The organism is Staphylococcus nepalensis, from assembly GCF_014635045.1.
Taxonomy (GTDB): domain Bacteria; phylum Bacillota; class Bacilli; order Staphylococcales; family Staphylococcaceae; genus Staphylococcus; species Staphylococcus nepalensis.
Map to the genome: position 1 here is coordinate 15,386 of NZ_BMCF01000008.1, position 14,058 is coordinate 29,443.

Sequence of the window (14,058 nt, forward strand, 5' to 3'; positions counted from 1 at the left end):
ATTTATTGCTTGGATTATTAAAGGGAAATATTAAAAAAACTATTGAAATTTTTGGTGAATTTCAATAGTTTTTCAAGTATTAATTGGTATTTAATCTCATTTTATTGACCAGAAATACCTTGTCCTATACCAAAGCCAAAGTATAGAATAGCAATAATAATGACCAAAATAATTCTATAGATAGCAAATGGAATGAGTTTTATTTTACTAATCAAGAATAAGAACGTTTTGATTGCAATTAAACCAACAATAAAGGCTGTAATAAAGCCTAATAAGTAAAAACCAAAGTGATCTAATTGTATATATTCAAAGTTTTTGAATAAAGATAATCCACTAGCGGCTAACATCACAGGTACTGCCATAATAAACGTAAAATCGGAAGCTGATTTATGATTCATTTTCATTAAAACGCCTGTAGAAATTGTAGATCCTGATCTACTAAAACCTGGCCACATAGCAATGGCTTGAGATAAACCTATCACAAAAGCTTGGAAATAGTTTATTTGGTCAACCGTTTTAGGGTGAGCTACTCTTTTACTATACACATCGGCAATAATCATATAAATTGCTCCAACAAATAGTCCAACCATAACTGTTGGGACGCTAAATAAATATTTTTCAATAACATCATCGAACAATAAACCTAAAATGCCTGCTGGAATCATACCAACGATAATATGTAACAAGTTTAGACGTTTTGGTTTTTGGCCTATACCGTCGATAGGCTCACCTCTATATTTTCCTATATGTAACATTTCAAAGTAACGTTCACGGAATACCCAAGCTCCTGCGAAAACGGATCCTAGTTGAATGACAATTTTAAAGGTGAATGCGGATTCTGAACCTAAAAATTGAGTTGATTTGAGCCACATATCATCTATAAGAATCATGTGACCAGTCGAAGACACCGGTGCAAACTCAGTTAAGCCTTCAACAATCCCTAAAATGATACCTTTTATTAATTCAATCAATATCATAATTAACCTACTTTCGTATTATGGATTATAATTTATTTATTTTCATTTTATAATAATAGCACATTAAAAATGTAATGTGCTACAGATATATATGAATTTGGACTAAAGGCCGAGAGAAAATAAAAATTTTTAGATTAGCTTAATGTTTATGCGTTTAAATGTCTTAATAAAGCAAGAAAAGCATAGAATTATCTACTATAATCCAAAAACTAAATAGGATTGTCAAAAAAGAATGGTTTACATGAATGTAATTTAGGTTTTAATAATAAAATTATAATTATGACAAAAGTATGAATTACATTCATAAAAATACATAAATCAATGAGCGAATTGATTTAATTTTTGTATAATCCCTATATAATATGAACTAGGTGATAATTGTGAAAAGATTAACAAATTTAGCGGTAAAATATAAAACTTATCCTATTTTAATGTTTGTAATCAGTACATTATTAGCTATTACTGTAGTTATTCAAAATATTGCTATAGCAGAAATTTTAAATGCAATGTTAAGTAATACGCATCAAGATTTGTTAATTTTACTACTGATAACATTAATTATTTTATTAGCAAGAGCGACATTTAATACAATGAATCAAATGATAGGCGATCGTATGTCTACACGAGTAAAATATGATTTGCGCCGTCAATTGATTTTAAATAAATCTTCAGATCCAATCGGTGTTCAAATTAATACACTGACAGAAAATATCGATGGCATCGTACCATTTTTTAATAGTTATTTTCCACAAGTATTCAAATCAATGATGATTCCTTTATTTATCATTATCGCCATGTGTTTTATTCATTTGAATACAGCGTTAATTATGATTGTAACAGCGCCATTTATCCCATTATTTTATATCATTTTTGGACTAAAAACACGCGATGAGTCGAAAGACAAAATGACTTATTTAAATCAATTTAGTCAACAATTTTTAAATAAAATAAAAGGACTTATCACATTAAAACTATTTAATAAAACAAAGATTACCGAACAAGCTTTATACGAAGAAAGTACAACATTTCGAGATTTAACAATGCGTATTTTAAAAAGTGCATTTTTATCGGGTTTAATGTTGGAATTTATTAGTATGTTAGGTATTGGTCTTGTCGCGTTAGAAGCAGGGTTAGGGTTAATTTTATTTCACAATATAGACTTTAAAACTGCAGCTATCGCCATTATTCTAGCTCCAGAATTTTATAATGCAATCAAAGATTTAGGTCAATCTTTTCATACAGGAAAGCAGAGTGAAGGCTCAAGCGACGTTGTGTTTGATTTATTAGATCGACAAGAAACAATTAACAAACGCGAAGTGCCGACCAATATACAGCAAACGCCTTTAATTCAACTTGAGAATGTGGACTATCAATATGAAGGTGCGAAACATCGGGCATTGAAGCATATCAATTTAAATATTTATAATGGAGAGCATATTGCATTAATTGGTCAAAGTGGTGCAGGCAAGTCTACTTTAGCCCAAGTAATCGCGCAACATTTTATACAGCAAACTGGGTCTGTTACTTATCAGAAAAAACAATTGAAAATTGGATTTTTAAGTCAGAGCCCATATATTTTTAATGCGTCCATTCGTGATAATATGACGATGTTTCAAGAGATAGATGATAATCAGATATTTGCAGTCCTTGAAGATGTTGACTTAAAACAACAAGTTAATATTTTAAAAGACGGTATAGATACCTGGATTGGCGAGGGAGGAGAAATGCTATCAGGCGGACAAATGAGAAGAATCGAACTCTCAAGACTGTTATTAATGCGACCTGATGTATTGATTTTTGATGAGCCAGCAACAGGGTTAGACGTGCAAACAGAACAAATCATACAATCAGCAATCAGTAGAAAATTTAAAAATACTACTATTATTACGATAGCTCATAGAGAGAATACAATTAAAAATGCAGATAGACGTATTGTAATTAATCAAGGTACGGTTGAATCTAACAAAGTAACAAACGAAAATGAATATAAAGGTGGTGACATGTGATGAGACCACGTATTCAATTTAAGCTAGATAAAGATTTAATATTATCTATTATTGTTGGCGTATTAGGTAGTTTAACTGCACTCGGTATGTTTTTCTTAAGCGGTTATATGGTAACCCAAAGTGCGCTCGGTGCACCACTATTTGCATTAATGATATTAATCGTAACTGTCAAATTCTTTGGATTTTTAAGAGCTGTTGCAAGATATATTGAACGTCTATTATCGCATAAAACAACATTTACTATGCTTAGAAATGTCAGAGTACAATTTTTTAAACGGATTATACCTGTTGTACCAGATGTTTATAGAAAGTTTAATTCAAGCGATCTTCTTGGTCGTATGGTAGGTAGTGTAGAATCACTGCAAAACATTTATCTAAGAGTTTATTACCCGCCGGTCGTTATAGGTTTAACTGCGTTGATTGCAATGATTGTAACATTTTATTTTTCTTATGTTCATGCAATAATCATATTTTTAAGTATGTTAATAACGTTGGTATTGATACCTTGGCTAAGTGCTAAAAAAGCGCAAACACTAAAAAAACGGGTTAACCACGTACAAGGTCAGTTTTTAAATCAATTTTATGACTATAAAGAAGGATATGAAGAATTAGAGCGTTTCCAACAAACGGCTTTGTATGAACAAAGGGTTTTAAACCAATTAGGTAAATATGAACAAGCTCAAGCAAAAGAGCAACGGTTTTTATCTTTGTATGAATTTAGTTTGAATGTAGTATCAATGATTGCTTTATTTGCTACTTTATCTTTGGGTGTAATACAAGTGCAAAATCACCAATTAGATGTTGTCTATTTGACAAGCATTGTGCTAATGATGCTGACACTATTTGAACAAGCTATACCTATGAGCAATGTTGCATATTACAAGGCAGACACAGATGAAGCTTTAAGTAATATAAATGAAGTTATCGCACATCCAATGAAACAAGGGGACGAGCAATTAGAGTTAACTGCTACTAGCAATAAACCTTTATTAGAAGTTCAAAATGTTAACTTTAAATATTGGAACCAATCCACATATACTTTGCAAGCAGTTCAATTAAATATTCATGAAGGTGAACATGTCGCAGTTATTGGACCTTCAGGTTCAGGAAAGAGTACATTGTTACAATTGATGTTAGGTCTTTATCAAAGTGATAATGGAGCTATTTTAATAAATCAACAAGATGTCACAAACATTTTAGATTCAAATAAATATGATGCCATTAACGCATTATTACAGACACAACAATTATTTGATGGTAAAGTACGTGATAACTTATTTACAGATGAAGAGGATGAGGTAATAAAAGAAGTTTTCGATATATTAGGATTGACGCATATAGACTTAGATAGAAATATTACGCTTTCTGGTAATACATTATCAGGTGGAGAAATTCAACGGCTAGGTATTGCAAGATTACTGCTGAAGGAAGCGCCTATATGGATCCTTGATGAGCCAACGACAGCTTTAGATATTTATCATACGAACCTTGTAATGGAAGAAATTCATAAACAAGCACAAACCTTAATTGTTGCAACTCATGACTTAAGATTATTACCAAAATTTGATAAAATAGCAGTTATGGTCGATGGTGAAATCATTGAATATGGTGATTATCAATCACTATTAGCAAACAAAGGTTATTTATATCAAATGGTAACGATAAATCAGTTGTAAATTTAAATTTTAATAGATACTAAAGAAGAGGCTGAGACATTATTAAACGTCTCAGCCTCTTAATCTGATATTGGTATTTGGTGAATCAGTCTAAAAATAAACTAACTTATACCAAGTAGTTCTAATGCAATCCACCAATGTCTTGGCGAGACAGTAAGCAATGCTTCTTTTTCAAAATGCATTGCTGTCCTGTACACCTTATCATCAATCAAATATATTTAGATTATCCAATTTGAGGTAGTTCAACCTAAACATTTAATACTTAGCGTTATTTTGCTTTTTCTTCTGTAAAGGCGTTAATTACTTTAGAAAGTAATCGGTTTAGTTCTTTGTTTTCTTCTGAGCTTAGTGAAGATGCAATTGCTACATCTTGACATGCAGTATCCAATTCAGGACGGATTGCTTCACTTTTATCTGTTAAGTGAATAAATACTTCACGTTGATCGACTTCAGAACGTTCACGTTTGATTAAATCAACTTGCTCCATTCTTTTCAGTAATGGTGATACAGTGCCTGTATCAAGCGCTAATTCAGTAACGACTTTTTTCACGTTAACAGGTGATTCAGCCCATAAGATTGTTAAAACTAAAAACTGTGGATATGTTAGCTTGTATTTTTTAAAGACATTATTTGAGTAGTAGCGATTTACTTGTCTTTGAGCGTTATACAAACTAAAACATAGTTGATCCTTTAAATTAAGTGGTTCAGACATAAAGTTCTCCTCCAGACATTCTATCCGTTTTCTTCCTTCTGTTTCGGATTTGAATCCGTCTAATGTTGTGTAACACTTCCTCAAACATACTTTCGCACTGTGCCATGCTAAAATAAAGTATGTATAAAGTTTAGAAGAAAATCAATATTTTATCAAGTGAAAGATTAATTATAAGAATAATTAAGGTTTTACGCAAACATTTTTAATTACGAAATGAGTGAGTATATGAAAAATATTAAAAATCAAAAAACATCAATTACAGTCATCACAGGGTTTTTAGGAAGTGGCAAAACCACGTTCTTAAGCAAATATATAAAATATTTACAAAAAAACAATGAAAACCCAGCAGTTATCGTAAATGAATACGGTAATTTAGATATTGATAGCCATGCAATAAGCAATGATATTGAGGTTGTGTCCATATTAAATGGTTGCGTATGCTGTGATTTGCAACTAGATTTAATAAAACAATTAAAACATTTTCTTAGCAAAAGTGCAACGCGCCATATAATAATTGAAGCTACAGGTTTGGCACATCCGATTGATATTATTGCAGCATGCCAAGACCCAGAAATTGTTGAACAAGTCAGTCTACCAACGGTGATAGGCTTAGTAGACGGGCCTAGATTCTTAAATCGTGGCCAATATACAAAGCATACAATACAGTTAATGGAAGAGCAATTAGCTGTGTGTCATGCGATTGTTATGAATAAAATGGATCTTATTGACCATAATAAACAGGTAATGGATATGGCAGTAAATGAAATTAACCCTACCGCTTCTAAGTACTTTACCACATACGCGAATTTAAGTATGGATAATATTCATATAACTTCAGACAATAGTGGTGTTAAAGCTAGCACTCATGCACATCATCATGGTATAAATAGTGTAAATTATCATTTTTCTGGTCCGATTAATAGGCAGCTGTTTTATCAATTTATTTTACGCTTACCAGATAATGTTCTAAGATTAAAGGGATATGTAAAGTTTAGAGATATGCCTAATGATATTTATGAGTTTCAATATGCATTTGGTTTGCCTGATTATCAAATTGTAGATGAAGCATTGCCACTCACGCTAGTTATTATTGGTGAGCAATTAGACGAGAATAAGTTACGGAATCAATTGGATATGCTTCAATTCACATAATTTACATCAATGAAATAAAGAAAGGGGTTTGATTTATTATGGATAGAGTAAAGATTAACCAGCATGTATCATTTTCAAATGTAATACAAGGTTTTTGGAGAGCGAAAGATTGGCAGTGGACGCCACAACAGTTAAATCGCTATATTAATGAATTGGTCGAACGTGGTATAACGACGATGGACCATGCAGATATATATGGCAATTATACTTGTGAAGGAATTTTTGGAGAAGCACTCAAATTATCACCCAATTTACGAAATCATCTTGAGATCGTATCTAAATGTGGCATTATATTGCCTTCAAATAAAATAGAACAAGCAGATGGTCATCGATATGACCACAGCAAAAAGCATATCATACAATCTGTCGAGCGCTCGCTTAAGCAATTACAAATAGAACAATTAGATGCTGTGCTTATTCATAGACCTTCCCCATTAATGGATCCTCATGAAATAACAGAAGCCGTTAAAATTTTAGTGAAAGAAGGGAAAATTAAATCATTTGGTGTATCTAATTTCAATAAATCACAATATGATTTATTGAGTAAATGTTTAGTTTGTGACAAATTGCATATTACTTTAAATCAATTAGAAGTTTCACCTTATACATTAGACGCAATTGAAGATGGAACAATTAATCACATGTATAAAGATGATGTTAAAATGATGTCATGGAGTCCATTAGCTGGAGGAAAGTTATTTGATTTAGAAGATGAAAAAACGGCAAGAATCACAGCGGTGATTTCTCCGTTAGCACAAAAATACCAAGTTACAACAACGGCAATTATTATGGCCTGGTTAAATAAGCATCCAGCATCTATTATGCCTGTGTTTGGAACGCAAAAAATTCACCGTGTCGATGAAGCATTACAAGGTATGGAATTATCGTTGACTGATCAAGAATGGTTTGATATTTATACAGCTTCTTTAGGTCATGATATTCCTTAGTTTTAAAATAGAAGGAGCGTAAATGATGAACAATCAAAACGAACAACATTATAGAAATCAGTTTAAATTTCAACGCAATTTTATTAATTTCCCATTTTTAGGATTCGCGTTGATAATTGCTTTATTAAACATTATCTACCCCGATATTAATGTAATGATGACATTATTTGGTTTGTTTTTCCTATATAATGGAGGGATATTATTTGTTGCATTTATTAAACATTATAAACGCGTAATGGTTTTAGCTGTCATATTAACGCTACTATCTCTAGCATTATTCGGAATGACAATGTATTTATACGCTAAAGCAAACAATTTACTGTAGTACCAAAAAAGTACATGAACTAAATAATCAGGAGGCAATACATGGAGCAATGGATTACACATTTTATGGAGCAATATGGCTATTGGGGGATTGCATTTCTGATATTTTTGGAGAATATCTTTCCGCCTATACCATCAGAAGTTATATTAACCTTTGGTGGTTTTATGACCACACAAGCTAACTTAGGTTTTGTTGGTGTCGCGTTAACATCTACAGTGGGATCCGTTGTTGGGGCTATTGCACTCTATGGTATCGGTGCTTGGATAGGTGAACGCAATTTATATAAAATTGTAGCCCGTTATGGCAAAGTAATACGCGTAAAAGAAAGTGACTTGGATAAAACAATTCAGTGGTTTGAACAATACGGTTATTGGACTATATTTTTCTGTCGTTTCGTCCCCCTTTTAAGAAGTTTGATTTCAATACCAGCAGGCTTAACGCGTATGAATATGCCATTATTTTTATTATTTACTACTATTGGTACGTTGATTTGGAATGTAGTATTAATCTATTTAGGACAAACTGTTGGCAGTAACTGGAAAGCAATCGTGCATTACATGGATATTTATTCTAAAATTATTTATATTGTACTTATTATTTTGATTATTTTTATTATTTGGAAATGGGTAAAGCGTCAAAGAAAATATAAGAAAAAGTAATGATAAGTTCAAAGAAATTGAATGCACCTTTTGACTCTTATTGTGTAATTATTCCACATGCTAGATGTTATAATGATGTATAAATCGAATGCTGAAAGGGATGACATTATGACAAAGCGAAAAATTTCAATTATAGGCGCCGGCAATACGGGCTCAACGTTAGCGTTTCTTATTGCCGAACGTGAATTAGCAGATGTAGTATTGATTGATCAGCCTAAGAATGAAGGGCAAGTCAAAGGTAAAGCTTTAGATATACTAGAAAGTAGTCCTATTTATGGTTTTGATGTAAATGTATTTGGATCAGTAGCTTATTCGGATATAAAAGATTCTGACATCGTTGTTATTACTGCGGGGGCACCACGTAAACCCGGGATGAGTAGAGATGATTTAGTCAAAATTAATGAAAAAGTAATGGAAGAAGTCACAACAGAAATTATTAAATATGCGCCTGACTGTAAAGTTGTGGTTCTTACAAACCCAGTTGATGCGATGACGTATACAGTTTTGAAAACATCAGGGTTTTCTAAAAATCGTGTAATAGGGCAGTCTGGCGTTCTAGATACTGCAAGATATCAAACATTTATTGCACAAGCTTTAAGTGTGTCCGTTAAAGATATTAAAGGTTTAGTATTGGGTGGGCATGGAGACACGATGGTTCCACTTGTAAAAGCTACAAATGTTAATGGCGTTCCATTGACTGACCTTTTAGATGAAAGTGTGATTAATGAGATTGTCGAACGCACTCGAAAAGGTGGTGCTGAAATTGTCGAATTACTAGGCACAGGTTCAGCATATTATGCACCTGCCTCAGCGGTATATAGCATGTTGGAAGCTATTTTAAAAGACCAACAGCGTTTACTACCAACCATTGCACTTTTAAATGGTGAATATGGTTTTTCAGATATTTGTTTGGGTGTCCCTGCAATATTAGGAAAAAATGGTATAGAGCATGTACTAGAGCTGACACTTTCAGATGAAGAACAAAACCAGTTACAAACTTCTGCAAATGCTGTACAAGAAGTAAAACAGTCTCTTAAAAATGTATAAGTTTAGCAATCGGATCAATGGTTAATGGGTTAGTGAAGCATTAAAAAGATTGATATTCCGTTCATATAAAACCCCACAGAATGATGAATAAACATTTCTGCGGGGTTTAGTTTATATTATTTTTTCAATTGTCTCTAATTACATTCTGAAAATACATATATATACAGCAACATATTCAAAGAAAGTGAAGATATACATATATTTTAACTTCAGTTTTTCTTGAATAGAGACATGCCAATTAGGGTGACGGCGTTCGTAGTAAAACAATTGTAGATAAAATAAACCTACGCCCAATGGCAAACACATGAGCAAAATACTTTTAGTATAGGAAAACCCTATGTCATGAAGTAAATGCCCAATGATTAACTGAAATACGATGAGTACAATAATTAATATTAAAAGATTGATGGTCATTTTGCACTTCGTACTCCTTTCGCAAACGCATAAATCAATATTTGTAGTAATACGAGTAATGTTATAAAAAGTAAAGCATCGAGGTTTAAGTTATTTGTTACTTCTCTAAATATCCTAAGAGGTTCGTTGATAAGGTAAACAGAGTGTAAACGTAAAAAACGTCCGATGTATATACCAAAACCATTGAGCATCATCATGATTAATATTAATATTCTGTTAAACCAATGAGCACTAGTAAAGTGCTCTATTTCTATAAACATTAAAATTAATAAATATAATGCAAGCAACACGCCTGAAATTAGAAATGTAAAATACATCCATTCAACGATGACTAAACCTTGGTAAAAACTGAAAGTAAATTGATTTAAATGTATTAAATCTGTCACCATGTACAACGTATTAGGAACCATGAATAAAAATATGAGTATAAAGACAATGAATAATGGCCATTCATATTTATATTTAGGTTTAAATAAATTTAAAAGTAAGCACAGTTCAAACGGTATATATGCTAGAAAAAGATTCAATGTCATAAATTGATAAAAATGATTAAAGAAAATAGAAATAATCATTAATATTAGGAATACTGTCCTAGCAATGTAACGGGGGGCCATACTTACACCTACTTTCTTTTTAAATTTATATAAGTGGAATAGGGTAATAATCTAGTTTTATAACCAGAATTTGTTGTTTGTTCAGATATTCACCACTTATACCATATGAGCGTTTAAGCCTTTTATAGTCAATGTTACAAACCATATGAAAACAAAAATTCCCATAAAAGCGCATTGCTCAAGGGAATATGAACACAAAATTTTGAATATGGATATTTATAATACAAGTTCACCTGATAAATTTCAATTATAAACATAGTCTATATGTAATGAAAACGGTTATAATGAAAAGGAGTGAATCAGAAAGCAAAGCATTTAGTTTGGTTTCTTATGATTACTCCCTTTGCATAGGATGACTATATTGCTAAAACTACTAAATAGATGTATTTTTGAAGCCTTATGAAGTGCTAATTTGTCATAAATATTTATATAGTGATGTTTGTATAAACGAGAATAGTTTTTTTACCTCTTAATGCACAAACAGCTATAAATCTAGTAAATTCAAACCGATATGTTCATCGTGTTTACGATTGATATCGAGATTTGTCATTGTAATAACAATTTCTGCCGTGGCAGAAACGACTGCTTTTGTTAAATGACCACTTAAAGTTTCATATTTATCGGTGCCAAATGTTGCATGTAAATGCGCGAATGGCTTTTCGTCTATATGAGAAATATTACCTAACAAGCTAATTAACTCTAAAGGCGCTTTAATTTCTTTTTTCTCATATGACTTAGTTTCTAAATTATAGAAATTTAATTCTACATCATCACAGGCACCTACGCCACTCACTGTGCCAAACTTACCATTTTGTTCACGCGCAATATCCGTCACTGCGTCGACAATATCTTCCCCTTGTTCTAACACTAATACAATTGTTTTGCCATCAACTTGATATACCATTTTGAAACCTCCATTCAAATGATTAACTTTAATTACATTATACAAATAATTATTTATAAGATGTATAATATTGTTTATGAAGTTGAATTTTTCTATTGTGTTTCTATTAGAAAATGTTATAGAATGTTCTAATATTATGCATTCCTCGAATAAGATAATGTAAAACAAAAACAATTTAAAATCTACGAAAGAATGGAGTGAAAAGCGTGAACAAACAATTTTATATTTTATATTTTAATATATTTTTAGTCTTTTTAGGTATAGGTTTGGTTGTACCAGTACTACCAGTATATTTAAAGGATTTAGGTTTAAAAGGTAGTGACTTAGGTATTCTTGTTGCGGTTTTCGCACTAGCGCAAATGATTATTTCGCCTTTTGGTGGTACGCTTGCAGATAAATTAGGGAAAAAATTAATTATTTGTATCGGTCTCGCACTTTTTGCTATTTCAGAATTTTTATTTGCAGCGAGTTACACATTTCCACTATTAATCGTTTCCAGAATTTTAGGTGGTTTCAGTGCTGGTATGGTTATGCCAGGGGTTACTGGTATGATTGCAGATATTTCTTTAGGAAAAGACAAAGCAAAGAATTTTGGTTATATGTCAGCCATTATTAATTCTGGTTTCATTTTAGGTCCTGGTCTAGGTGGTTTACTAGCTGAATTTTCACATAGATTACCATTCTATGTAGCAGGTACAAGTGGTGTGATTGCACTCATATTATCAGTTACATTAATTAAAAATCCTAAACATGAGACACAAGATGGCTTTACTCAATATCAACCGGAATTACTTTCTAAAATAAATTGGAAAGTGTTTCTTACTCCGGTCATTTTGACGCTCGTATTAGCGTTTGGTTTGTCAGCGTTTGAAACGTTATTCCCATTATATACAGCGGACAAGGCACATTATTCACCTATAGATATTTCACTTGCAATTACAGGTGGAGGTATCTTTGGGGCACTCTTCCAAGTGTTTTTCTTTGATAAGTTTATGAAATATTTTGAAGAGCTTACATTTATTACGTATGCTTTGCTTTATTCTGCTATAATATTACTCGCATTGACATTGATGCATAGTTACTGGTCAATTATGGTCATTAGCTTTGTTGTATTTATAGGTTTTGATATGATTCGACCAGCTATTACAAATTATTTTTCTAATATAGCTGGCAACCGACAAGGATTTGCTGGTGGGCTAAACTCTACATTTACAAGTATGGGAAATTTCATCGGTCCTTTAGTCGCGGGTAGTTTATATGATGTGAACTTTGAATTTCCATTATATATGGCAATATTAGTAATGTTTATAGGTATGATAGTAATATTTGTTGAAAAAATAATTCAAAAGAGGACAAAAAAGTCTTAACTGGATATAACTTAACATTGTGAAAGTTTTTGATAACGAATAAAATGTATGGGTCAGTCTAAAAGTATTTAAATAAGAGTTGGAAATATCTTTTAAAATGATAATTACAATTTATTTGAAATTGTGTGGTATTGATAACGTAAAGAGGGAGCGGGCAGCAGTCTTTAAAAAAAGATGGCTATCCGCTTCTTCTTATATGTGATAGACAAATATGATTGACGTGTTTGTCTCTTTAATTAATACAAATTCCCTTGTTAGAAAACAGCACTAAATATGACACGTATGTTTAAGATTAATTGCACATATAATATTTATGTTACAGAAGTTACAATTGTTTTAAATTGCGGTCTATATAAGTTTTTTGTTAAATATATGTGCTAATATGAAATTGTTATTAATAAAGAGAGAATGAATTAAGGGGATAAACTTGAAAAATTTACTATTGGCGATATTGGCTTTTCTGCTTTCGTGTTGTTTCATATTTTTATTGGTATTAGTTACTAACCAGCAAGCACTTGCTAAAGTACATGAGACAATCTCGAGTTACTCTGAAACAAATAAAGCGATTCAATCCAAAACGAAAGATAACAACGCTCACTCAGATGCAAAGGGAGAAAAGAAAAAAGAAAAGCCATATAATGCAAAAAATCATGTACCAATTGCATCATCAGCGACACATCATTTGAAAGATAAAACCTCTGGGGAAACTAATTTGCCTCAGTTTACAGCAGCTTTAAGTAAAGCTCAAACTATTGTGAATGATGATAACCATTCTGAAAATAAATATAATGATTACGGGATAGATCGTACATGTCAAGGAGCATTTTACTATGTATTTACATTTAAAAATCAGAAAAAACCAAATACATATTATAGAGTTACTGTAGACCAAAATAACCATGCAAGAATATTTGATAACAGCTATCGCGTTCAAGATAACCCGGATTTAAATAAACCACGTATTTCACCACATGAATCAGAAGTCATAGCACAAAAATATGCAAAAGATGCACTAGGTAACTATGCTACTTTGAAACAAGTCCAAGCGTCTAAACAAGGTATGTCTTATACATTTTATAATTCGACTGCTAACAAAGAGTATAAAGTTACTGTAAATAAAGTAGGCGATGTCATACGTCAACCTGCTTTGAATAAGTGATAAAAAAAAACATTCAGCTTCCTGACTTTATTGAAGTTGAATGTTTTTATTTTTGGAAAAATGTATAAAGTTAAATGTATCAATGGTATGATTATATTA

Annotated in this window: 14 protein-coding genes; 9 read left to right on the forward strand and 5 right to left on the reverse strand. The window is 31.7% G+C overall.

The genetic code is table 11. The annotated features are described in order from the left end of the window. Positions 1-101: 101 nt before the first annotated feature. Positions 102-977 (reverse strand): undecaprenyl-diphosphate phosphatase, encoded by an 876-nt coding sequence (locus IEU88_RS11055; RefSeq protein WP_096810749.1) that lies wholly within the window; start codon positions 975-977, stop codon positions 102-104. A gap of 380 nt (positions 978-1,357) precedes the next feature. Between IEU88_RS11055 and IEU88_RS11060 the strand changes: the two genes are divergently transcribed. Then, entirely contained in the window at positions 1,358-2,983 is a 1,626-nt protein-coding gene (locus IEU88_RS11060; protein WP_103372722.1) for an ABC transporter ATP-binding protein/permease, read from the forward strand. Beyond that, positions 2,983-4,659 carry a thiol reductant ABC exporter subunit CydC gene (cydC, locus tag IEU88_RS11065; protein ID WP_103372723.1) on the forward strand — a complete coding sequence of 559 codons (1,677 nt, stop codon included), beginning with the start codon at positions 2,983-2,985 and terminating at the stop codon, positions 4,657-4,659. Before IEU88_RS11060 ends, cydC begins: the two co-directional genes overlap by 1 nt. Before the next feature lie 268 nt (positions 4,660-4,927). On the opposite strand, the gene mgrA is transcribed toward cydC, so the two are convergent. After that, positions 4,928-5,371, reverse strand: coding sequence for a global transcriptional regulator MgrA (gene mgrA / locus IEU88_RS11070; RefSeq protein WP_096810746.1), 444 nt, complete (start codon positions 5,369-5,371; stop codon positions 4,928-4,930). Between the two features lie 225 nt (positions 5,372-5,596). Here mgrA and IEU88_RS11075 point away from each other — a divergent pair, with 225 nt between their 5' ends. From IEU88_RS11075 to mdh, 5 genes are all read left to right on the forward strand, one after another. Beyond that, complete coding sequence (locus tag IEU88_RS11075) at positions 5,597-6,523, forward strand: CobW family GTP-binding protein (RefSeq protein ID WP_103373208.1); 927 nt, start codon at positions 5,597-5,599, stop codon at positions 6,521-6,523. Between the two features lie 38 nt (positions 6,524-6,561). Next, positions 6,562-7,470 (forward strand): aldo/keto reductase, encoded by a 909-nt coding sequence (locus IEU88_RS11080; RefSeq protein ID WP_096810744.1) that lies wholly within the window; start codon positions 6,562-6,564, stop codon positions 7,468-7,470. Between the two features lie 25 nt (positions 7,471-7,495). Further along, the gene (locus tag IEU88_RS11085; RefSeq protein WP_096810743.1) at positions 7,496-7,795 is read left to right on the forward strand and encodes a hypothetical protein; all 300 of its coding nucleotides are present in this window, start codon (positions 7,496-7,498) and stop codon (positions 7,793-7,795) included. A 41-nt stretch (positions 7,796-7,836) separates the two neighbouring features. Next, positions 7,837-8,454, forward strand: coding sequence for a DedA family protein (locus IEU88_RS11090; protein WP_096810742.1), 618 nt, complete (start codon positions 7,837-7,839; stop codon positions 8,452-8,454). A gap of 108 nt (positions 8,455-8,562) precedes the next feature. Next, positions 8,563-9,501, forward strand: a complete 939-nt coding sequence (gene mdh, locus IEU88_RS11095) for a malate dehydrogenase (RefSeq protein WP_103373207.1) — start codon at positions 8,563-8,565, stop codon at positions 9,499-9,501. 138 nt (positions 9,502-9,639) lie between these two features. Here mdh and IEU88_RS13720 read toward each other — a convergent pair whose 3' ends face one another. From IEU88_RS13720 to IEU88_RS11105, 3 genes are all read right to left on the reverse strand, one after another. Beyond that, on the reverse strand, positions 9,640-9,915 hold the full coding sequence (locus tag IEU88_RS13720) for a hypothetical protein (protein WP_096810740.1): 276 nt from the start codon (positions 9,913-9,915) through the stop codon (positions 9,640-9,642). Continuing rightward, entirely contained in the window at positions 9,912-10,529 is a 618-nt protein-coding gene (locus IEU88_RS11100) for a DUF1361 domain-containing protein (protein ID WP_103373206.1), read from the reverse strand. The genes IEU88_RS13720 and IEU88_RS11100 overlap by 4 nt, the downstream gene beginning before the upstream one ends. Before the next feature lie 484 nt (positions 10,530-11,013). Continuing rightward, the gene (locus IEU88_RS11105) at positions 11,014-11,433 is read right to left on the reverse strand and encodes a PPC domain-containing DNA-binding protein (protein WP_096810738.1); all 420 of its coding nucleotides are present in this window, start codon (positions 11,431-11,433) and stop codon (positions 11,014-11,016) included. A gap of 206 nt (positions 11,434-11,639) precedes the next feature. Between IEU88_RS11105 and norA the strand changes: the two genes are divergently transcribed. Further along, positions 11,640-12,800, forward strand: coding sequence for a multidrug efflux MFS transporter NorA (gene norA / locus IEU88_RS11110; RefSeq protein ID WP_096810737.1), 1,161 nt, complete (start codon positions 11,640-11,642; stop codon positions 12,798-12,800). Positions 12,801-13,287: 487 nt separating this feature from the next. Beyond that, the gene (locus IEU88_RS11115; protein WP_308669857.1) at positions 13,288-13,959 is read left to right on the forward strand and encodes a hypothetical protein; all 672 of its coding nucleotides are present in this window, start codon (positions 13,288-13,290) and stop codon (positions 13,957-13,959) included. The last annotated feature ends 99 nt before the right edge of the window (positions 13,960-14,058 follow it).